The sequence below is a fragment of the Priestia sp. JNUCC 25 genome, assembly GCF_053667915.1.
Genome location: NZ_CM132211.1, coordinates 4968703 through 4989317 on the forward strand (window position 1 = coordinate 4968703; position 20615 = coordinate 4989317).

At 38.2% G+C, this 20615-nt stretch carries 22 protein-coding genes; 11 read left to right on the forward strand and 11 right to left on the reverse strand.

From position 1 onward, the window contains the following. Positions 1-20 precede the first annotated feature (20 nt). Positions 21-848 carry a spermidine synthase gene (speE, locus tag JNUCC25_RS26075; RefSeq protein WP_013059843.1) on the reverse strand — a complete coding sequence of 276 codons (828 nt, stop codon included), beginning with the start codon at positions 846-848 and terminating at the stop codon, positions 21-23. A gap of 266 nt (positions 849-1114) precedes the next feature. On the opposite strand from speE, the gene JNUCC25_RS26080 reads away from it, so the two are divergent. Continuing rightward, positions 1115-3181 carry a transglycosylase domain-containing protein gene (locus JNUCC25_RS26080; protein ID WP_013059844.1) on the forward strand — a complete coding sequence of 689 codons (2067 nt, stop codon included), beginning with the start codon at positions 1115-1117 and terminating at the stop codon, positions 3179-3181. A 37-nt stretch (positions 3182-3218) separates the two neighbouring features. Here JNUCC25_RS26080 and JNUCC25_RS26085 read toward each other — a convergent pair whose 3' ends face one another. Together JNUCC25_RS26085 and JNUCC25_RS26090 are read right to left on the reverse strand one after the other, a co-directional pair. Continuing rightward, complete coding sequence (locus tag JNUCC25_RS26085) at positions 3219-3731, reverse strand: YwhD family protein (RefSeq protein WP_013059845.1); 513 nt, start codon at positions 3729-3731, stop codon at positions 3219-3221. Positions 3732-3750: 19 nt separating this feature from the next. Further along, complete coding sequence (locus JNUCC25_RS26090; RefSeq protein ID WP_013059846.1) at positions 3751-4395, reverse strand: site-2 protease family protein; 645 nt, start codon at positions 4393-4395, stop codon at positions 3751-3753. Between the two features lie 274 nt (positions 4396-4669). Here JNUCC25_RS26090 and JNUCC25_RS26095 point away from each other — a divergent pair, with 274 nt between their 5' ends. Then, positions 4670-4855 carry a 2-hydroxymuconate tautomerase gene (locus tag JNUCC25_RS26095; RefSeq protein WP_013059847.1) on the forward strand — a complete coding sequence of 62 codons (186 nt, stop codon included), beginning with the start codon at positions 4670-4672 and terminating at the stop codon, positions 4853-4855. Positions 4856-4901: 46 nt separating this feature from the next. Here JNUCC25_RS26095 and JNUCC25_RS26100 read toward each other — a convergent pair whose 3' ends face one another. From JNUCC25_RS26100 to JNUCC25_RS26110, 3 genes are all read right to left on the reverse strand, one after another. Further along, positions 4902-5411 (reverse strand): YwgA family protein, encoded by a 510-nt coding sequence (locus tag JNUCC25_RS26100; protein ID WP_029319424.1) that lies wholly within the window; start codon positions 5409-5411, stop codon positions 4902-4904. Positions 5412-5434: 23 nt separating this feature from the next. Further along, complete coding sequence (locus JNUCC25_RS26105) at positions 5435-6742, reverse strand: HD domain-containing protein (RefSeq protein WP_013059849.1); 1308 nt, start codon at positions 6740-6742, stop codon at positions 5435-5437. A gap of 193 nt (positions 6743-6935) precedes the next feature. Beyond that, positions 6936-7160 carry a DUF1450 domain-containing protein gene (locus JNUCC25_RS26110; RefSeq protein ID WP_013059850.1) on the reverse strand — a complete coding sequence of 75 codons (225 nt, stop codon included), beginning with the start codon at positions 7158-7160 and terminating at the stop codon, positions 6936-6938. Positions 7161-7361: 201 nt separating this feature from the next. Between JNUCC25_RS26110 and JNUCC25_RS26115 the strand changes: the two genes are divergently transcribed. Both JNUCC25_RS26115 and JNUCC25_RS26120 read left to right on the forward strand, forming a co-directional pair. Further along, entirely contained in the window at positions 7362-8036 is a 675-nt protein-coding gene (locus tag JNUCC25_RS26115) for an RsfA family transcriptional regulator (RefSeq protein WP_029319426.1), read from the forward strand. Positions 8037-8164: 128 nt separating this feature from the next. Further along, on the forward strand, positions 8165-9016 hold the full coding sequence (locus tag JNUCC25_RS26120) for a lipoate--protein ligase family protein (RefSeq protein ID WP_013059852.1): 852 nt from the start codon (positions 8165-8167) through the stop codon (positions 9014-9016). 31 nt (positions 9017-9047) lie between these two features. On the opposite strand, the gene pta is transcribed toward JNUCC25_RS26120, so the two are convergent. After that, entirely contained in the window at positions 9048-10019 is a 972-nt protein-coding gene (pta, locus tag JNUCC25_RS26125; RefSeq protein ID WP_029319430.1) for a phosphate acetyltransferase, read from the reverse strand. A gap of 276 nt (positions 10020-10295) precedes the next feature. Here pta and hemQ point away from each other — a divergent pair, with 276 nt between their 5' ends. From hemQ to gerQ, 3 genes are all read left to right on the forward strand, one after another. Next, on the forward strand, positions 10296-11039 hold the full coding sequence (gene hemQ, locus JNUCC25_RS26130) for a hydrogen peroxide-dependent heme synthase (RefSeq protein WP_140456572.1): 744 nt from the start codon (positions 10296-10298) through the stop codon (positions 11037-11039). A gap of 177 nt (positions 11040-11216) precedes the next feature. Next, positions 11217-11639, forward strand: a complete 423-nt coding sequence (locus tag JNUCC25_RS26135) for a cell wall hydrolase (protein WP_016765947.1) — start codon at positions 11217-11219, stop codon at positions 11637-11639. Between the two features lie 26 nt (positions 11640-11665). Further along, complete coding sequence (gene gerQ / locus JNUCC25_RS26140; protein ID WP_454222626.1) at positions 11666-12151, forward strand: spore coat protein GerQ; 486 nt, start codon at positions 11666-11668, stop codon at positions 12149-12151. Positions 12152-12175: 24 nt separating this feature from the next. Here gerQ and JNUCC25_RS26145 read toward each other — a convergent pair whose 3' ends face one another. The 3 genes from JNUCC25_RS26145 to JNUCC25_RS26155 form a co-directional block, all read right to left on the reverse strand. Beyond that, positions 12176-12547: a DUF423 domain-containing protein gene (locus JNUCC25_RS26145; protein ID WP_013059856.1), complete on the reverse strand. Its 372-nt coding sequence runs from the start codon at positions 12545-12547 to the stop codon at positions 12176-12178. Between the two features lie 15 nt (positions 12548-12562). Further along, positions 12563-12880, reverse strand: coding sequence for a YwdI family protein (locus JNUCC25_RS26150; protein ID WP_029319435.1), 318 nt, complete (start codon positions 12878-12880; stop codon positions 12563-12565). A 103-nt stretch (positions 12881-12983) separates the two neighbouring features. Further along, positions 12984-13658, reverse strand: coding sequence for a uracil-DNA glycosylase (locus JNUCC25_RS26155; RefSeq protein WP_057275270.1), 675 nt, complete (start codon positions 13656-13658; stop codon positions 12984-12986). A gap of 177 nt (positions 13659-13835) precedes the next feature. Between JNUCC25_RS26155 and JNUCC25_RS26160 the strand changes: the two genes are divergently transcribed. Then, positions 13836-14282: a staygreen family protein gene (locus JNUCC25_RS26160; RefSeq protein WP_013059859.1), complete on the forward strand. Its 447-nt coding sequence runs from the start codon at positions 13836-13838 to the stop codon at positions 14280-14282. A gap of 305 nt (positions 14283-14587) precedes the next feature. Next, positions 14588-16090, forward strand: a complete 1503-nt coding sequence (zwf, locus tag JNUCC25_RS26165; protein WP_029319439.1) for a glucose-6-phosphate dehydrogenase — start codon at positions 14588-14590, stop codon at positions 16088-16090. Between the two features lie 42 nt (positions 16091-16132). On the opposite strand, the gene gndA is transcribed toward zwf, so the two are convergent. Continuing rightward, the gene (gndA, locus tag JNUCC25_RS26170; RefSeq protein WP_013059861.1) at positions 16133-17545 is read right to left on the reverse strand and encodes an NADP-dependent phosphogluconate dehydrogenase; all 1413 of its coding nucleotides are present in this window, start codon (positions 17543-17545) and stop codon (positions 16133-16135) included. Positions 17546-17941: 396 nt separating this feature from the next. On the opposite strand from gndA, the gene JNUCC25_RS26175 reads away from it, so the two are divergent. Together JNUCC25_RS26175 and ald are read left to right on the forward strand one after the other, a co-directional pair. Next, positions 17942-19177: a PucR family transcriptional regulator gene (locus JNUCC25_RS26175; RefSeq protein WP_013059862.1), complete on the forward strand. Its 1236-nt coding sequence runs from the start codon at positions 17942-17944 to the stop codon at positions 19175-19177. Positions 19178-19419: 242 nt separating this feature from the next. Further along, complete coding sequence (gene ald / locus JNUCC25_RS26180; protein WP_013059863.1) at positions 19420-20553, forward strand: alanine dehydrogenase; 1134 nt, start codon at positions 19420-19422, stop codon at positions 20551-20553. Positions 20554-20615 lie beyond the last annotated feature (62 nt).

Genomic DNA, 20615 nt, shown 5'->3' on the forward strand with positions numbered 1-20615 from the left:
TCTCACTTGTATGTGATAACTTATTTAATAAGATCTTGCACAAATTTAGGTAAAGCAAATGCGGCTTTGTGCAATTCTTTTGTGTAATACTTTGTATCAATATCGAAGAAACGATCTTCGCTTACTTCTAATGGATCATGTTTCTTTGACCCCATTGTAAATGTCCATAAACCGCTTGGGTACGTTGGAATATTTGCTACGTATAGACGTGTAATCGGGAAGATTTCTCTTACATCACGCTGAACATTTGAGATAAGTTCTGGCGTAAACCAAGGGTTGTCCGATTGAGCAACAAAGATACCATCTTCTTTAAGTGCTTTTGAGATACCTGCATAGAATCCTTTTGTAAATAAATTTACAGCTGGACCTACTGGCTCTGTTGAATCCACTAAAATGACATCGTATTCGTTTTCGCTTTTAGCGATGTGCATAAATCCGTCATCTACTTGTACATCAACACGAGGATCTTCTAGTTTGCCCGCAATTGAAGGTAAGAATTTTTTTGAGTACTCAATAACTTTTCCATCGATATCAACTAACGTCGCTTTTTTTACGCTTGGGTGTTTTAAGATTTCACGGATTACGCCTCCGTCTCCTCCACCTACAACTAGTACGTTTTCTGGATTTGGATGCGTAAATAACGGTACGTGCGCAACCATTTCATGATAAACGAACTCATCTTTTTCTGTTGTCATTACCATACCGTCAAGTAGGAGCATGTTACCAAACTCTTCTGTTTCAACCATGTCTAATTTTTGAAACTCCGTTTGCTCTGTATGTAAAGTGCGATTAATTTTAGCTGTAATACCAAAGTTCTTTGTTTGCTTTTCTGTGAACCATAATTCCATTTCAAACTCTTCCCTTCTATTTTGAGAATTAACCTATGCATAGATTACCCTAACATAATTTATACAAACATGAAAAAAGTATAGATGAATTCAGCAAAAAAGCAAGTAAAATTTTTAGCAATGGAGGTTTAAAACCACCTTTTCTATTTCATACTGATGATAGATACAAGCTTTAGAATCTACTTGCATCGCTCTTTTAATAGAATTTTGTTGTGTTGAAAACAACATGTACGGTGCATAGTGACACATATTGGTGGTGAATAGAAATGGAAACGGTATTAACCGAACATTTAAAAAAGGCAAGACGCATCTTCCGAATTCTTCTCGTCCTTGGTATATTAGCGGGGGCTTTATTATTGTTTGCCTACATAAGCATCTTTCTCTACGCCAAAATCGCTGGCCCCCCTCCGCTAAACGTTTCTCAAACAGCTGTTTTCTACTCAGCAAACGGTAAAGTTCTTGATGAAGTTCACAATGGACAAAAGCGCTACTGGGTTTCACTTAATCAAATTTCACCTTACGTAAAAGATGCGACTTTAGCCGTTGAAGATAAGCGCTTCTATGAGCATCACGGCTTTGATATGCATCGAATCGCCGGAGCAGTTGTAGCTGATATAAAAGCTATGGGAAAAGTACAGGGTGCGAGTACCATTACTCAGCAGTATGCACGAAACTTGTTTTTAGAGCACGACAAAACGTGGACTAGAAAGCTTCAAGAAGCTCTGTATACGATTCGGTTAGAAATGAATTATAGTAAAGACCAAATTCTAGAAGGCTACATGAATACGATTTACTACGGTCATGGAGCTTATGGAATTGAAGCTGCAGCTAGGCTGTATTTTGATAAGCACGCCAAAAATTTGACGTTAAGTGAAGCGAGTATGTTAGCAGGTATTCCAAAAGGCCCTAGCTACTACTCTCCTCTTATTCATCAAGAAAATGCAAAAAAACGACAAAATATCATTTTATCTCTTATGAAAGAGGATGGAATTATTACAGCCAAGCAAGCAACAAAAGCGCTTGTAACACCTCTAGCATTCGCAAAGCCTGCCGAAAAAGATCCTAATAAAGAAGATGCTTCTTACTTTATGGATGCAGCGCTAGCAGAATTAAAGCAAGATTTAGGCATTGATGAAACCATGATTTACACAAATGGACTTCGCGTTTATACAACGCTGGATGAAAAGATGCAGCGAACGGCAGAAGAAAAAATGAAGGATGTTATCAGCAGCTCTTCAGACGTACAAAGTGCATTTGTTGCGATGAATCCTAAAAATGGACAAGTGAAAGCTCTTATTGGTGGAAGAGATTATGAAAAGAGCCCGTTTAATCGCGCGACTCAAGCAATAAGACAGCCTGGCTCAACGATGAAGCCATTTTTATACTATGCAGCGTTAAAAGATGGTTTTACTGAATCTACTCCAATGAAAAGTGAAGAAACGACGTTCAAATTGGAAGATGGCGTTTCGACATACACGCCTAGTAACTATCACAATTATTATGCAGATGCTCCTATTACAATGGCTCAAGCCATCGCACTTTCAGATAATATTTATGCCGTAAAAACGCATTTGTTCATTGGGGAAAACCGCTTGATTGAAACTGCTAAAACACTTGGAATATCATCACCTTTAAAGAAAGTTCCATCTTTAGCTCTTGGAACTTCGCCTGTCAAAGTCATTGATATGGTTAATGCGTACGGCATCTTTGCTAATGGCGGAAAAGAAATTCGTCCAACATTTATTAAACGAATTGAAACCCATGACGGAGAAGTTGTTTATCAAGCTCCTTCCGAACAGAAACAAGTCATTGATAAGCGCTATGCTTTTCTTACTACCCATTTAATGACAGGCATGTTTAATCAAAAGCTAAATGGCTATACAACCGTCACTGGAAAGCCTATTTCTAAATATGTATCTCGCCCTTACGCGGGAAAATCCGGCACAACCTCTACGGATAGCTGGATGATTGGCTACTCTCCTCAGCTCGTTTCAGGCGTTTGGGTTGGATATGATCAAGGAAGGACAATGGATGATGTAGCTGAAAAAGGATACGCAAAAAAAATGTGGGCATTATTTATGGAAGATGCTTTAAAAGGGAAGAAAAAAGAAAAGTTTAAAGCACCAAACGGATTAATGAGCGTAAACATTAATCCTCAAAATGGAAAGTTAGCATCCAAATCATGCCCTGTTCAATATAAAGCTTATTATTTAACTGGAACACAGCCAAAAACATATTGTACTGACCACATCGATCATGCAGCAAAAACGAAGAAAAAAGAGCGTGAAAAAGAAGATAAAAAGTTTCACTGGTTACCCAAATGGTTTGATTAAAAAAAGCTTAAGGCCAAGGCCTTAAGCTTTTTTAGCATTACGATGTTTGAAGCGCTTCTTTTAAGTCATCATTAGATAACGTCCAAATTTCTTCATTATGAGACTTCAAAAACTCACGAAGCAAATCCTTAGACTTGCTATCCATTTCTTCCACCATAATGCGTCGTTTTAAGGATTTATCCATTTTGTTTACATGTTCAGGAAGTGACTTATAGCCGCGGCGTATTTCACGATCAACGGTCATTTCACATGCTGTCATACCTGCGTAGTAAGGACCTTCTTGCTTGCGATCAATTGTTACCCACACAAGCCAATATAACTTGCCGTTTGGCACCTCGTCTTTATTCGGTAAGAACTTAATTCCTTTTTCCACTACACTTCTTGCATGCATCGCACCGATATCCACAAATACTTCTTCATCGCTCGGACAAACAAAAACTGGTGAAATGTTTTCTAAACTTAACGCTCCAACCCCGTAACCGCCGTGGCCGTCGGTTGAATCGTCTTTTATGATATTAAATCCTATACTTTTCTTTTTTGACTGAGTCATAGTAAGCCTCCTCTATTCATTAAATCAGTGGTGCTAATATCTGCTGAAAGATATTCATAACAAACATTGCTGCTCCGTTTAGAAGCGGCCAGATCACAATTCGATCCAGAGGTGTAATCACAAGAATCAAAAATACAAAAATGCCCCAAGACTCATACTGCGTCATTTTGGCTCGCGTGGACGGCGGAACGAGATCTTCAATCACGCGGTAGCCGTCTAAAGGCGGAAAAGGCAACAAGTTAAATACACCTAGCGTTAGGTTTATTTGAATAAATAATGTAACAAAACGATAAAGCGCATCATTGTCCACTGCGGCGTTATTCATCAAATAATAAATAAGCAAGCCGATAAATGCCAGCACCAAATTGCTAAACGGTCCCGCTATCGATACTAGAATACCAGCTAAACGTGGCTTTTTAAAGAAATAGCGATTAACAGGAACCGGCTTCGCCCACCCAAAACCTGCGATGATTAACAAAAGCGTTCCAAATGGATCTAAATGAGCCAGGGGAGAAAGCGTTAGCCTTCCTTGCTTTTTAGCCGTGTGGTCTCCAAATAAATAAGCTACATACGCATGTGCGAACTCATGCAGCGTGAATGCAACAATAAGCGTCATTACCACGTAAGGAAGGTCTTGCAATGAAAAAGCTAAAAAATGTTCCACTCTTTATCTCCTTTATTTTAAAATAATTTCTACCTATCACATCTACTAGATGAATCTTTTTTTGCGGTAAGAAAGATACAAGGTTTCTTCAAATATGCCCTAAAAGTTCTCAAAGACCAGCGATGTGCTTCCTTTAGGCATACCTGTTTTTTTATATCGATGTTATTATAAAAGTATACTACAGATTATGGCCTCCATCACTATCTCATACTGTCATTTTATTCAGAAAACGGGTACACTAATCATATAATGATCAAAAAGGAGTGTACACATTATGCCAGTTGTAACTGTTAAAATGCTTGAGGGCCGTACAGATGATCAAAAAAGAGCTCTTGTTGAAAAAGTAACGGATGCTGTTGTTGAAACAACAGGTGCAGCACCTGAAAAAGTATCCATTATCATCGAAGAAATGTCTAAAAACCATTACGCTGTAGCGGGCAAACGCATGAGCGATCAATAACGCCTACATAAAAAAGATGCCATAGGAATGAACCTATGGCATTTTTTTAATGGACAGACAGCGTTGCCTGAAGTTTTTCAATATATTTGTATGCTTCTGAAATGTCTTCTTCTGTATAGTTTTGCTTACGCTTTAACGTAAACACTTTTTCTTTTACTTCTTCTTTCGGTAAATTATCGAAATATAAAATCGTAGAGACAAGCTCCAAAAATTTCGAGCTTTGTTCGTTCATATCCTTCATACATTCCTGCAAGTGAGGAAGTTCTAAGTCATAGTGGCTTAGAAATCCTTCCCCCGCTTCTGTTAATACGTAGCGATACTGCATATACCCGCCTTTTTTCTCTTTAACTTCACTTAAAAAGCCTAAGTTACACAGCTCTTCAATTCGAAGCGTTAATTCCTCAGAATAAGGTCCAAAAAAGTGAAAATTATACTTTTCATAAAAAGGAAACTTCAGCTTTTTTCCGATAAATATCATCTTTTGTAATTTTTTTCTGCCAACAACTTCTCCCGCCGCGGAAAATACTTTCACAATCTTTGCGTGATCGTTTAACACAGCCCCTTCAACTCCTATACTATTTAACTCTGATCTCCTTTTAGTAAGTTTATAATCTGATCTTTAACTTTTCGCTTAGACGACAATTGATCAATGAGATCTTGTGGAAAATATAATTTATGATCGGTTCTCTTTTTCCCTGAAATTGCTTCAACAATCTCCGACTGACGTGATAATTCACGCACTTCATTATTTGGCATCAACAGATGAATCGGCAAACGCTCTTCCTCTTCACCCGGTCGATAAAAATCGTATGGTAAGTCGCTTGAAGAATCGACGACTAAATAATAATCTGGATTAATGCCCGCTTTTTTAAATAATGTTGTAAGCTCCATCCACATCTTCATTTGTGAATTCGGATTAAACTCAATGTATTTAAAAAGCTGACGATTCATAAATCTTCGGCATAGATCAGATAAAATTTCATCCTCTTCTTCTTCCCACGCTTGAAAATAAAATAAAATAACAGATTCATCTAATTTCAAATACTCTTTTAGCGATATTTCTTCTTCAAAAATCGAATAAAAATGAGTTGGCTCCTGCTTAAACTCATAGTAATGATGATGGAGCTCTTTTGCACGATGTAAAATTTTTGTCAAAATCACTTCAGCACTTCTCGTAACAGGATGAAAATACACTTGCCAGTACATTTGATAGCGGCTCATAATATAATCTTCAACCGCATGCATACCGCTGTGTTTAATCACGGCTTGGTCTTCCCGAGGGCGCATAACACGCAGAATTCGCTCCATATCAAAATGACCGTAGCTTACTCCTGTGTAATACGCATCACGCTGCAAATAATCCATGCGATCTGCATCAATTTGACTGGAAATCAAACTAACGACAAGCTTATTTTCATATGTTTTCGCAATTACTTCAGCCACTTTTTTAGGAAAATCCTTTCCTACTTTCGTTAACACTTGATTTACCTCTGTGTCACCTACGATAATGGCTTGTGTAAATTCTTCATGGTCTAAGTGGAAAACCTTCTCAAACGAATGTGAAAACGGACCGTGACCTAAATCGTGCAGTAAAGCAGCACAAAGACAAAGAAGACGCTCATCTTCATTCCATTCAGGGCGTCCTTGAAAACCGTCATCAATAATACGGCGCACAATTTCATAAACACCTAAGGAATGACTAAAACGGCTGTGCTCAGCCCCATGAAACGTTAAGTATGTCGTTCCTAGCTGTCTAATACGACGCAGCCTTTGAAATTCGGCTGTCCCAATTAGCTCCCAAATAACACGATCTCTTACATGGATATAGCGGTGAACAGGATCTTTAAATACTTTTTCTTCACTGAGTTTTTCATTAGGATATGTCATTTACATACCTCTCTATCTTCACTTTGTTGTTGCTATAATTTTTCGACACTTACTTCCTATTTTCCTATTCAGAATAAAAAATCACCTTGTCAAGCAACCAAGGTGATTTACCTAACAAACAAGGCGATTCTGTTTGTAAGAAGCTCGTTCGACAAATAAGTAGCAGAAAAGCAGCTATTTATTGTTTCACTATCTATTTTTTTACTTTTTTCTCAATCTTCTCGATTAATTCATCCTCTGTTGGCGCTGCTACAGGACGGTTGTTTACAAATGCAAATGACTTTTTACGTCCGGGTCCACAGTAAGACTGGCAGCCGATTTGTACTTCAGCTTGTTCATCTATTTTTTTAAGTCGAGGTAACAACGTTTTGACGTTTGTTGCCTGACAATCATCACAAATTCTAAATTCATTTGCCATGTTGACACAATCCTTTCAAAATTGGTTCATCATTTTGTCTAAGGGGTATTTTACCCCTATTTGAAGTCCGATGCAAGTTAAAGAAGGAAGCAAAATCTATCATACTCCTAGAAGAAATGGTATAAAGTATGGATTTTTTGTACATGATGATACTACAAAACATGATTACTATGAGTCATGGAAAATAGAGGAGTGAACAAAGTGAAAGATAGACAAGATGCTTGGACAGAAGAAAACGACTTATTATTAGCTGAAACAGTATTGCGCCATGTCCGCGAAGGAAGTACGCAGCTGAATGCGTTTGAAGAAGTTGGAGATGAATTAAATCGCACTTCAGCAGCATGTGGATTCAGATGGAATGCTGTGGTACGCCATCAGTATGAAAAAGCACTTCAGCTAGCCAAAAAACAGCGAAAACAGCGCATGCGTGCACTTGGACAAGAGCAAGGCAAAAAGAAATTATTATATACGCCACCAGCATCTGTAGAGCATGTGGAACAAATGATGTCTGCACCTACAGCAACATATAGCTTATCTGAAACACAAGTAGAAAAAAGCAGCAGTGAAGAGCTTTCAATGGCTGACGTTATTCGCTTTTTGCAAACAATGCCAAATCAAGCGAGCAATTTACAGGCATTGCAAAGCGAAAACAAACGCTTGATGCAAGAAAATACAGAATTAGCTAAGAAAAACACAGAGTTGGAAAAACAAATCAAACATCTCGAGGCAAATGCTACTACTATTCAAGAAGACTATGAAACATTAATGCAAATCATGAACCGTGCGCGAAAGTTAGCTCTATTCGATGAAGAAGAACGTTCTTCTACTACATTTAAAATGGATCGTAACGGAAATCTTGAGAAAATGGCTGAATAAGCTACATGAACGAAGAAAGAGGGATGTCAAACTTGGCTCTTCTTTCTTCTTTTTCTATTTTACAGCCAATGACACGACGCCTTTATGCTATAATATGTTCGTTTACTGTTTATAAAGGGGTTTGAGATATGCAGCAGAATAGTTTAAAGCTTTTAGCACAGCCCGCTTGGCGTATTATTGATCAATCCAGTCTAGGTCCTCATTTTGATGCCCGTCATTCTTTTGCCATCGATGACACGCTTTGTACAACCGTTGGAAGAGGTGAATCTCCAGCTGTCATGCGCTCATGGGTGCATCACGATACGATTGTATTAGGCATCCAAGATACAAAGCTCCCTCATTTAGCTGAAGGTGCAGCTTATTTACATGAACAAGGATATAAAACAATCGTCCGCAATTCAGGCGGCCTCGCTGTCGTACTTGATCAGGATGTTCTAAACATTTCTTTAATTTTTCCTGATGCAGAAAAAGGAATTGATATTGATCGTGGATATGAAGCCATGTTTGATTTGATTAAGGTCATGTTTGCATCTTACGGGACAGCAATTGAAGCGAAGGAAATCGTAGGCTCTTATTGTCCCGGCAGCTTCGATTTAAGCATTCGCAATCAAAAGTTTGCAGGCATTTCACAGCGACGCGTTCGCGGCGGAGTGGCTGTACAAATTTACTTATGCGTTAAAGGAAGCGGTTCTAAGCGTGCTTCTCTCATTCAAGAGTTTTACAAAAAAGGTCTCCAAAACACGGAAACTAAATTTTCATACCCAGATATCGAGCCTCACACAATGGCTTCTCTATCTGAACTATTACAGATTGAGTTAACTGTATCTGATGTCATGCTGCTTTTATTGCAAACACTGAATAGTATGAGCTCTTCTCTTGTAAATATGCCTTTAAATGCTACTGAACAAGAGCTGTTTGAGACGCAGCTGCAGCGCATGTATGACCGCAACGAAAAAGCATTAGGTTCATTAGCCGAATAAAAAAACTCCGCCCTAGGACGGAGTTTTTTTATTACAATGCTTGAGCTGCTGTGATTAAAGCAAGCTTGTACACATCTTCTTCGTTACAACCGCGAGATAGATCGTTTACTGGTTTGTTTAGACCTTGTAAGATTGGACCTACTGCTTCGAAGTTTCCTAGGCGCTGTGCAATTTTGTAACCAATGTTACCTGCTTCAAGGCTTGGGAATACAAATACATTTGCATCTCCTTTAATCACTGAACCTGGTGCTTTCTTTTCAGCTACAGAAGGAACAAATGCTGCGTCGAATTGAAATTCGCCGTCTAATGTTACGCTTGGTGCTAATTCTTTTGCAATTTCTACTGCGTTTGCTACTTTTTCTGTCTCCGGAGATTTTGCTGATCCTTTTGTTGAGAAGCTTAGCATAGCAACACGAGGATCAATATCGAACATTTCAGCTGTACGAGCACTTTCGATAGCAATTTCAGCTAAATCTTGGCTATCAGGTGAAATATTGATTGCACAGTCAGCAAATACGTATTTTTGATCGCCACGAACCATGATAAATACGCCAGATGTTTTCTTAACACCTTGTCTTGTTTTGATAATTTGTAGAGCAGGTCGCACTGTGTCTGCTGTAGAATGAGCGGCTCCGCTTACAAGACCGTCCGCTTTGTTCATATGAACAAGCATTGTGCCAAAATAATTTTCATCTAATAAAATTTTGCGAGCATCTTCTTCTGTTACCTTACCTTTACGACGCTCAACAAATGCTGCTACCATTTCATCAAATTCAGAGTAGCTTTGAGGATCTAAAACCTCAACACCGTCTAATTTTACGTTTAGTTCTGCTGCTTTTGATGCTACAGCGTCTTTGTTTCCAACAACGATAGGCTTTAAGATATTGTCGGCAGCTAAACGAGAAACAGCACCTAATACGCGCTCATCTAATCCCTCTGGGAATACGATTGATACATCGCTAGCTGATACTTTTTGTTTTAAACCTGTAAATAAATCACTCAAAGTAAATCCTCCTCGATATGTAAAAAACTTTTCTCATAATAGGATACTCCACTTTTTTTAAAAATCAAAGGCATGTCCTTCAAGAATCCATGATTACAAAAAAGTCTTTTAATTCTTAATTTTCCGCTAACACCTAAAATAAAACCTGTTTTTACTTTGCGACAATTGTTTAAAGTTTAGTCACAAAATCACAGGTTTTTCATTCCAGTTCTTCGGACAAACTATGATATAGTAGAATTGGAATTTATCATAATCGGACAATAGGAGTGAAACGAAATGGCAGAAGCAGCACAAACATTAGACGGTTGGTATGCACTTCATGATTTCCGTTCAATCGATTGGGGCGCTTGGAAGCAGTTATCAAGCGACGATCGCCAAGCGGCCATCCATGAATTTTTAAGTTTGATTGAGAAATGGAAAGGAACTGAAGCTGAGAAGCAAGGCAGCCATGCTTTATATACAATTGTCGGCCAAAAAGCAGACTTTATGCTAATGCTTGTTCGTCCTACTATGGAAGAACTAAATGAAATTGAAACAGAATTTAATAAAACAAAGCTTGCTGAGTTTACCATTCCTACTTATTCATACGTATCAGTAGTTGAGTTAAGCAACTACTTACCTGCTGGGGAGGATCCTTATGAAAATCCTCAAATCCAAGCTAGACTATATCCAACTTTACCAAAAGCTAGTCATGTTTGCTTTTATCCAATGGATAAACGTCGTCAAGGAAATGACAATTGGTACATGCTTCCTATGGAAGAACGCCGCAGCTTAATGCGCAGTCATGGAATGATTGGACGTCAATACGCTGGAAAAGTAAAGCAAATCATTACGGGTTCTGTTGGTTTTGATGATTATGAGTGGGGCGTTACTCTTTTTGCAGATGACGTACTTCAATTTAAAAAATTAGTATACGAAATGCGTTTTGACGAAGTAAGTGCTCGCTACGGGGAATTTGGCAGCTTCTTTGTCGGAAATTTATTAAAAGAAGAAGCTATTGCACGTTTTTTACACGTTTAAACTAAGCCGCAAAAGCGCTCATCGCTTTTGTAACGCCTAGAGCAATAAATATCAATGAGCTTTATCTAAAAAACCTGTTTCCAAGTGGAAACAGGTTTTTTATTTTCTAGCCATGGCATATTCGCACTTACAGGACCATATATATACAACAGTGTCACAAGTAAGCGAGGTGGGATAATGGCAGTCGTTGCACACAACGAAGAAGATGTTAAGCTCCTAGCCAGACTCATTCGAGCTGAAGCTGAAAGTGAAGGAAAACAAGGGATGTTACTGGTAGGAAATGTAGGCGTGAACCGCGCTAAAGCTCCCTGTTTAGATTTTAGAAATATAAGAACCATTCGTCAGATGGTGTTTCAAAACCCAGGCGGATTTGAAGCAACTCAAAAAGGCTACTTTTATCAGCGTGCCCGCCAGTCTGAAATTACACTTGCACGACGTGTATTAAGAGGGGAACGTTTTAACCCCGCGGAAAACTCACTGTGGTTTTTCAAGCCCAGCGGCGACTGTCCTGCTCAATGGTATAACCAAAATAACACAGGACGATTTAAATCTCACTGTTTCTTTGCACCAACTCAAGCTGATTGTCCAGGAGTTTACTAATTTCTTTTTGTTTGAAGGAGGTTCCTATGAAAAAACCAAAGTCTAATCAACCGCAACAGCAATATATGCAAAATCCGTATATAAGTCCAAACTACCCTTATTATATGCCTCAGCCGCAGCAGCCCCAGCCAGGCGGCCAGCAGGTTCAAGGGCAAGGGCAAAGCCAAGGAGGTCCGCCCCCTACCTCTTCTGGAGGCAGTGGTGCTCCGCAAGACCCAAATCAACTGCCCATTGAAGAATCATATATTGAAAATATTTTACGTTTAAATCGAGGAAAAATAGCGACTGTATATATGACGTTTGAAAATAATACGCAGTGGAACGCGAAAGTCTTTAGAGGGGAAATTGAAGCAGCCGGACGCGATCATATCATTTTAAGTGATCCACAAACTGGCACTCGTTATTTACTGCTTATGGTTTATCTCGATTACATCACTTTTGAGGGTCCAATCAAATATAATTATCCGTTTAGCGGTGGAGGCCAGCAGTTGAGCAATTATTCTCCGCGTTAAAAAAACCCCTTTTCAGGGGTTTTTTTATAGCCATTTTACAGCTGCAACAACAATTAAAATCCAAGCCACAATAAACGCAACTCCACCTAGCGGAGTAATCGCGCCGAGAACTTTAATACCGGACGTACTTAATACATAGAGACTGCCTGAAAACAGCACAATCCCCGCGAACATAATCCAGCCCGAAGCTGTTAACAGAGAAGATTGAGGAAATTTGCTTAATAGAAACGCAATGACAAACAGCCCCATTGCATGGAACATTTGGTACTGCACTCCCGTTTTCCATACCTCTAAATACTTCTCTGAAATTTTCCCTTCTAACCCGTGTGCTCCAAAAGCACCAAGAGCAACCGCTAACATCGCATTGATTGCACCGATTATTAAAAATAGTTTCATGTTTTTCTCCTCACTTTAGAAATCAAACAGACTATCGCCATTTGCATCATCTGATTTCAATTTCGTTCCCTCAAAATTAGGTTTGGATGACTGAATAATCTGTTGCTGCATAATCTCAGGAGATTGCATCATTTCCGGTGAAGACATTACAACAGGCTTTGAAACCGAGACAGGTTTCGATACTGAAACCTCTCCATTTTGATCTAATGCAAGCTCACACAGTGCTTTTATGGCAACCAATTGATCTCGAACGTTCGCACTATTCGAATGGTGCTTTGCTTTTTGTACTTCTGCACTAATTTTATCAAGGAGCTGCGCCATTTTTATATCCATGTAGACACCTCATCTTACATTCAATATGACTTTATACAGCTATTTTATCAAAAGATGAAATAGGAGGCTATGTCTGAAGCTAATCTTCATGAAATGCTCACTTTTACACATCGTCAATTTGCCAATCAATGGATTGACGTCCGTATTGGAGCAAAAACTCATTTGCTCGTTGAAAGTGATTATTGCCAAAAAAGCCTCGATTAGCCGAAAATGGGCTAGGGTGCGGGCTTTCCAAAATTAAATGGTGCGAATGGTGAATAAGCTCTTTTTTAGCTTGTGCATGCTTGCCCCACAGCAAAAACACAACTGGCTCCTCTTTTTGTGCCACTAATTCAATAATACGGTCCGTCAGCTGCTCCCACCCTTTTCCTTTGTGAGAGTTCGCTTCTCCTCTTCTAACCGTTAAAACAGTGTTAAGCAAAAGAACGCCTTGTTCTGCCCATTTGACTAAATAACCGTTATTCGGAATGTGATAATCCATTTCATTTTTCAGCTCTTTGTAAATATTCACTAAAGAAGGCGGTGTTTTTACTCCTGGTTGAACAGAGAAGCTCAGTCCATGCGCTTGATTTGGTCCATGATAAGGATCTTGTCCCAATATGACCACTTTTACATTTTTATAATCCGTATAGTGTAAAGCATTAAAAATATCATATTTATCAGGGTAAATGGTGTGGTGATTATATTCATCCACTAAGAATTCTCGAAGCTGTATGTAATAGTCTTTTTGAAATTCTTCTTCTAATAAAGGAGCCCAGTCATTTTTTAAAATACTCATTGCTTATCACCTCATAATAATCTTTTTTGTTATTTTATCGTAAACTCTGCCCCCTGCTCAAACGTTGCCTGCTTTAAATATGCTGAGAGCCTGGGCATATTTTAATATTGTCATGTTCAATGAAACTTTGTATACACTTATAAAGAGTGTATTTTTATATTAAAGGAGGGATTCCATATGATCATCAGCAATCCCCACCAAATAGACGTAACCTACAGCCTGGGTGTTACACCCGTTGAACCGATGATACCAAGAAAATACACCGTTTTCCCAGGTCAACACACTTCTGTTCCTTCCATTCAAATCGGCATTGAATTTGCCTACGATCATATGCAAAAAGAGCGGAACGAATATTTAGCATCCTTCGTCTTTGATAAAGGTTTTTATTCCCTTACTGTGTATTATTATATCGGTGCACATACATCAACAGATGGAACCATTACACGCTACCTTCACTTTTTAGAACAGCTCCCTGTTATTCTATCGTCCATCTATTACGCTGATGCTTCTTTTTTCGAAAAACATCCACTTTTAATGCACTGTCCTATTTTTATCATCGCCGATAGCCCTGACTTGCCATTTTCAACAAAAAAATCTATCGGTTCCCTGTATCAATATAAATAAATGAGAAAAGCTACTGTTAAAATAACGGTAGCTTTTTCTCCGTATTCGAAACAAAATACTTTTAAACTTGTTAAAAACATGGAATAATAACTACAAATTGTTTTAATCTATTTGCGTTAACCCTTTAAAATCGTTACAATTTATTAGTAGTTCTATACATAAAGGAAAAGGTAAACAAGCAATCATTCGTTTGTTTATAAAGGCCGAGTTTAACGGGCAATGAATCCCCAGATTTCATTTAAGTGTTGTCTGTTAAAGCGGAAAAAAATTGAACGTAACTACGACAAAGTGAGGTCCTAGAAGTAATGACAAATGTACAACCAAAATCCATTATCGTAATTTTTGGCGCTACAGGTGATTTAGCAAAACGTAAGTTATTCCCCTCTATTTTCCGCTTATATAAAGCGAACAAACTATCGGAAGATTTCGCTGTTGTTGGTGTCGCAAGAAGACCTTGGACTAACGACGAATTACGCGAAAATGTAAAAAAATCAGTGAGCAGTTTCAAAAACAGTGACGCTGACATTGAAAAGTTTGCTTCACATTTTTATTACCAACCGTTTGACGTAACAGATGTCGCTTCTTATCAAGAATTAAAAAGCCTAACAGAAAGCCTTGATGAGCAATACAACGTGCCTGGAAATCGTATTTTCTATCTAGCAATGGCACCTGAATTTTTCGGAACAATTGCTTCGAATTTAAAAAATGAAGGTTTAACACAAACAGACGGTTGGAGTCGCCTAGTCATTGAAAAGCCGTTTGGCCATGATTATCCTTCTGCTAAAGAACTAAATGAACAAATTCGCCATGCATTTAAGGAAGATCAAATTTATCGTATCGACCACTACCTCGGTAAAGAAATGGTGCAAAATATCGAAGTTATCCGTTTTGCAAATGCTCTATTTGAACCGATGTGGAACAACCAATACATTTCAAACATCCAAATTACGTCTAGCGAGACGCTTGGTGTAGAAGACCGTGGCCGTTACTATGAATCTTCAGGTGCCCTTCGAGATATGGTACAAAACCATATGCTTCAAATGGTGGCCCTGCTTGCAATGGAACCGCCAATTAAATTAACACCGGAAGAAATTCGCAGTGAAAAAGTAAAAGTATTGCGTGCTCTTCGCTCTTTATCAGTAGATGAAGTAGATGATTATTTTGTACGAGGCCAATACGGCAAAGGTGTACTTGAAGGAGAAGAAGTGATCGGCTATCGCGAAGGAAACTCGGTTGATCCTGAGTCTAATACCGCTACATTTGTATCTGGTAAGCTTATGATTGATAACTTCAGATGGGCTGGCGTACCAATTTATATCCGTACAGGTAAACGCATGAAAGAAAAAGCAACGACAATTGTTGTACAGTTCAAAGACTTACCAATGAACCTGTACTTCAATAAAGATAAAGAAATTCACCCAAACCTGCTTGTCATTCATATTCAACCGGAAGAAGGCATTACGCTTCACTTAAACGCGCGTAAAACGCCGGGTTCAACATCGTCCACACCAATTAACTTGAACTATTGCAATAACTGTGGAGATAAAATGAATACACCGGAAGCTTATGAGCGCCTTATTTATGATTGCATGCTTGGAGATGCAACGAACTTTACTCACTGGGATGAAGTAGCCCTTTCTTGGAAGTTTGTTGATACCATTTCAGAAGCATGGGAAAGCACAAAAGCACAAAACTTCCCGAACTACGAATCAGGTTCAATGGGACCAAAAGAATCAGATGCATTGCTTGCTGAAGACGGTTTTCACTGGTGGCCAGTCGGCGAAGACAACTTCTCACCTAAAGAGTAAATAAAAAAAGCAGCTGTAGTATACAGCTGCTTTTCTTGTTTTTTATTTTAACCACTCAGTATGGAATACGCCCTCTTTATCAACACGTTGATATGTGTGAGCTCCGAAGTAGTCACGTTGCGCTTGTAAAAGGTTCGCTGGTAACGTTTCTGTACGGTAGCTGTCATAGTAAGCTAATGCACTTGAGAAACTTGGTACAGGAATACCTTGTTTAACCGCAATTGAAATAACTTCACGAAGAGCCGACTGATAGCCTTCTACGATATCCTTGAAGTATGGGTCTAATAATAAGTTTGTTAGATCTGCATCGCGATCGTAAGCTTCTTTAATTTTTTGTAAGAATTGTGCACGGATGATACAACCACCACGGAAGATCATTGCAATATCACCGTACTGTAAATTCCAGTCATATTCTTCAGAAGCTGCTTTCATTTGAGCAAACCCTTGCGCATATGAACAAATTTTACTCATGTACAATGCTTTACGGATTGCTTCTACTAATTCGGTTTTATCACCTTCAAATGCAGCTGCATTTGGACCGCTCAATACTTTGCTTGCTTTTACACGTTCTTCTTTCATAGCTGAAATAAAGCGCGCAAATACAGATTCCGTAATGATTGGTAGTGGTACACCTAAATCAAGCGCACTTTGGCTTGTCCATTTACCTGTACCCTTTTGACCTGCAGTGTCTAAAATAACGTCTACAAGTGCTTTACCTGTTTCTTCATCTTTTTTCGTAAAGATATCAGCTGTGATTTCAATTAAGTAGCTATCTAGCTCGCCTTTATTCCATTCAGCAAATACTTCATGTAGTTCATCTGTTTCTAAACCTAATACGTTTTTCATAATGAAGTATGCTTCACAAATTAACTGCATATCGCCGTACTCGATGCCGTTATGAACCATTTTTACGTAGTGACCTGCACCATTTGGTCCAATGTATGTGCAGCAATCATCGCCTTCAACTTTCGCTGAAATAGCTGTTAAGATTGGTTTTACAAGTTCATATGCTTCTTTTTGTCCGCCAGGCATGATTGAAGGTCCTTTTAATGCCCCTTCTTCTCCGCCGGATACGCCTGTACCGATGAAATGGATACCTAATTCTTCTAGCTCTTTGTTACGACGAATTGTATCCTGGAAGAATGTATTTCCGCCATCGATTAAAATGTCGCCTTTTTCTAAGTATGGTTTTAACGAATCAATTGTTGCATCTGTAGCAGCACCAGCTTTAACCATCAATAAAATTTTACGCGGTTTTTCAAGAGAATTAATAAACTCTTCCACACTGTATGTACCTGCAAAATTTTTACCTTCTGCTTCTGTTTTTAGGAACTCTTCTGTCTTTTCAGGAGAGCGGTTATAAACTGAAACAGAATAGCCTCTGCTCTCAATGTTTAGCGCCAAGTTTTTCCCCATAACCGCTAAACCGATAACACCGATTTGTTGTTTTGCCATGTTAAATTCTTCCCTTCATGTGTAATATGAATTGGTCAACCTAATCGTAACTGAACATATCATAAAGAAAGTTACAGATTCAAGTTTGATATAACCATAATCATACGTTTTATTATACACATTTGAAAAGAATCATGCTCACCGAACATTGATTATTTTGAAGAAAATTTCGATAAAATAAGCGAAATGAACGCAGTTACTAATCATCCGTACATTCTTAACTACCTTTAGACGCATTTTAACATTTTCTTAAACAATTACTTTTGTTAAAATATTAAGCAGTTAATCATTTCAATGAATTAATGATCAACACGGTTGTTACCGTTTTACTATATTTATTGCAGCTAAAAAAGCTGTACTAGTACTTATTTTGTTTTATGAAGAGGGATTTTATATATGACGAAACCAATCAAAGATCCGTTCAAGGAAAATTTTGATACGCTTGAAGAATTCGCTGATCGCATTAGCGAAGTATTGAACTGTCCTATTACCATTGAAGATGCTAATCATCGCTTATTAGCTTATAGCACCCATGACGAAAGAACGGACCAGGCGCGTATTGCCACGATTATTGGAAGAAGAGTTCCGGAAAAAGTCATCAACAACTTATGGAAAGAAGGCATTATTCCTAAACTGCTTGAGACAAATGAACCTGTGCGTGTGAAAAATATAAATGAAATTGGACTTGGAGATCGTATAGCTATTTCCATCTGGAAAAATGAAGAAGTTCTAGGATTCATCTGGGCTGTTGAAATTGAGAAAGCCTTAGGCAACGAAGAAGTAGAGCTATTAAAAAAAGCTGCGAATGTATTAAAAAATAAATTGCTACAGCTTCAAATTCGAAAGTATAAACGAGAGGAACGTTCACAGGAATTCTTCTGGAAATTATTAACTGGTCACATTAAGTCTCGCCAGGAAATTTCAGAAGCGTTTTATGAAGCTCAAATTACAGCTCCATCAACGTTTTCCATTGCTATCTTCCGCTTCCAAGAAGATATTACGCCTGAAGCTGAACGTCAAATCTCGTATATGCTAAAAACGATGCATCGCTTGAAAATCGTTCTTTATACGATTGATTGCAATGACTTAATCTTACTGCTTTCTTTGGATGCGGTTGAAAACCCTCTTGATGAACAGCGAGATTTTGCAGACTATTTTAGAGGCAACATGTATGAACGCTTTGATGTTACTCAAATTAAAGCCAGCTGCAGCAGTATTTATTCATCGCACGATCATATCGAAAAAAGTTATAAAGAAGCCTTGAACGTATTAGATATGAAAAGTAAGTTTCCAGAAGAAACGAAAGAGATTATTAACTATCAGGAATTAGGTATTTATCAATTTCTTGATGTTATTTTAGAGAAGCGCGTGCAAGATCAATTTGAAAACCATTCTTTAAAGAAGCTAACTGATTACGATCTTCGTCATAATAGTAACTTGGTGGAGACTCTCGAAGTATTTTTAAATAATGATAATAACATTAACGAAGCAGCAAAAGAATTAAATGTGCATATGAATACACTTAGCTATCGATTAAAGCGAATTTCAGAGATTGGTGATATTAACTTAAAGGACGTTAATCAAAAAATGACTCTTTATATTGATATTAAGTTAATGAAATATAAAAAATAACAGATAATGTAACTTCTTTTAACATTGAGCTATTCGTTTATTAAAAAATAAATGAATAGCTCTTTTTATTCCCTTATTATGTTAGATATCCTTACATAAAAATTAAAAATTCTAATAAGTAAGCGTTTACATTTGTGTGTTTAAACAAAAACCACTTCTTCAATTCTTCTTTCTAGACAAAGAAATTTCATAAAACTTTCTTTATACTAAAGGTACACAAACGACCAAGGGGGAAATTAATCATGATTATTGGCGTACCAAAAGAAATCAAAAACAACGAAAACCGAGTAGCGATTACACCAGCAGGCGTAGCATCATTTGTTGGTACAGGTCATCGTGTATTAATTGAAAATGAAGCGGGTATTGGAAGTAACTTCACAAACGAAGATTATGTAAAAGCTGGAGCTGAAATTGTTGAGACAGCAGCTGACGTTTGGGCACAAGCTGAAATGGTTATGAAAGTAAAAGAACCACTAGCAAGTGAATACGGCTATTTTAGACCAGGTCTTATCTTATTCACATACCTTCACTTAGCAGCTGAACCAGCACTAGCAAAAGCATTAAAAGATAGCGGCGTAACAGCCATTGCTTATGAAACAGTAGCAGTAAATCGTACATTGCCTCTATTAACACCTATGAGTGAAGTAGCAGGACGTATGGCTGCTCAAATCGGTGCTCAATTCCTTCAAAAATCAAATGGTGGAAAAGGAATTTTATTAGCGGGTGTTCCTGGAGTTAGCCGCGGAAAAGTAACGATTATCGGAGGCGGCGGTGTTGGTACAAATGCTGCAAAAATCGCAATCGGTCTCGGTGCTGATGTAACAATTATTGATTTAAGTCCTGAACGCCTACGTCAATTAGACGATATCTTTGGCAACCAAATCAATACGCTAGTGTCAAATCCTTACAATATTGCGGATGCAGTAGCAGAGTCAGATTTAGTGATTGGCGCAGTATTAATCCCAGGTGCAAAAGCTCCAAAACTAGTAACAGAAGAAATGGTAAAAACAATGAAGCCAGGTTCTGTTATTGTTGACGTAGCAATCGACCAAGGTGGTATCGTTGAAACAATCGACCACATTACAACACACGATCAGCCGACTTATGAAAAGCACGGGGTTGTACACTATGCAGTTGCAAACATGCCGGGAGCAGTTCCTCGCACATCAACAATTGCTTTAACAAACGTAACCGTACCTTACGCACTTCAAATTGCTTCTAAAGGTGTTCACAAAGCAATCGCTCAAAACGAAGCGTTAAAATTAGGAGTGAACGTTGCAAACGGAGCCATTACGTACGAAGCAGTTGCACATGATTTAGGTTATGATTATGTGTCAGTAGACGTAGCTCTTGAAAAAGAATTAGCTTCTATCTAATAAATAGTGAAAAACGTCCTTAACCCGCTGTTAAGGGCGTTTTTATTTTGCATGAACAACAA

Excerpts from the sequence above, each read along its gene's own strand:
- speE (WP_013059843.1), bottom strand. The coding sequence starts at position 848 with ATGGAATTATGGTTCACAGAAAAGCAAACAAAGAACTTTGGTATTACA.
- JNUCC25_RS26080 (WP_013059844.1), top strand. The coding sequence starts at position 1,115 with ATGGAAACGGTATTAACCGAACATTTAAAAAAGGCAAGACGCATCTTC.
- JNUCC25_RS26085 (WP_013059845.1), bottom strand. The coding sequence starts at position 3,731 with ATGACTCAGTCAAAAAAGAAAAGTATAGGATTTAATATCATAAAAGAC.
- JNUCC25_RS26095 (WP_013059847.1), top strand. The coding sequence starts at position 4,670 with ATGCCAGTTGTAACTGTTAAAATGCTTGAGGGCCGTACAGATGATCAA.
- JNUCC25_RS26105 (WP_013059849.1), bottom strand. The coding sequence starts at position 6,742 with ATGACATATCCTAATGAAAAACTCAGTGAAGAAAAAGTATTTAAAGAT.
- JNUCC25_RS26110 (WP_013059850.1), bottom strand. The coding sequence starts at position 7,160 with ATGGCAAATGAATTTAGAATTTGTGATGATTGTCAGGCAACAAACGTC.
- JNUCC25_RS26120 (WP_013059852.1), top strand. The coding sequence starts at position 8,165 with ATGCAGCAGAATAGTTTAAAGCTTTTAGCACAGCCCGCTTGGCGTATT.
- hemQ (WP_140456572.1), top strand. The coding sequence starts at position 10,296 with ATGGCAGAAGCAGCACAAACATTAGACGGTTGGTATGCACTTCATGAT.
- JNUCC25_RS26135 (WP_016765947.1), top strand. The coding sequence starts at position 11,217 with ATGGCAGTCGTTGCACACAACGAAGAAGATGTTAAGCTCCTAGCCAGA.
- gerQ (WP_454222626.1), top strand. The coding sequence starts at position 11,666 with ATGAAAAAACCAAAGTCTAATCAACCGCAACAGCAATATATGCAAAAT.
- JNUCC25_RS26145 (WP_013059856.1), bottom strand. The coding sequence starts at position 12,547 with ATGAAACTATTTTTAATAATCGGTGCAATCAATGCGATGTTAGCGGTT.
- JNUCC25_RS26150 (WP_029319435.1), bottom strand. The coding sequence starts at position 12,880 with ATGGATATAAAAATGGCGCAGCTCCTTGATAAAATTAGTGCAGAAGTA.
- JNUCC25_RS26155 (WP_057275270.1), bottom strand. The coding sequence starts at position 13,658 with ATGAGTATTTTAAAAAATGACTGGGCTCCTTTATTAGAAGAAGAATTT.
- JNUCC25_RS26160 (WP_013059859.1), top strand. The coding sequence starts at position 13,836 with ATGATCATCAGCAATCCCCACCAAATAGACGTAACCTACAGCCTGGGT.
- zwf (WP_029319439.1), top strand. The coding sequence starts at position 14,588 with ATGACAAATGTACAACCAAAATCCATTATCGTAATTTTTGGCGCTACA.
- gndA (WP_013059861.1), bottom strand. The coding sequence starts at position 17,545 with ATGGCAAAACAACAAATCGGTGTTATCGGTTTAGCGGTTATGGGGAAA.
- JNUCC25_RS26175 (WP_013059862.1), top strand. The coding sequence starts at position 17,942 with ATGACGAAACCAATCAAAGATCCGTTCAAGGAAAATTTTGATACGCTT.
- ald (WP_013059863.1), top strand. The coding sequence starts at position 19,420 with ATGATTATTGGCGTACCAAAAGAAATCAAAAACAACGAAAACCGAGTA.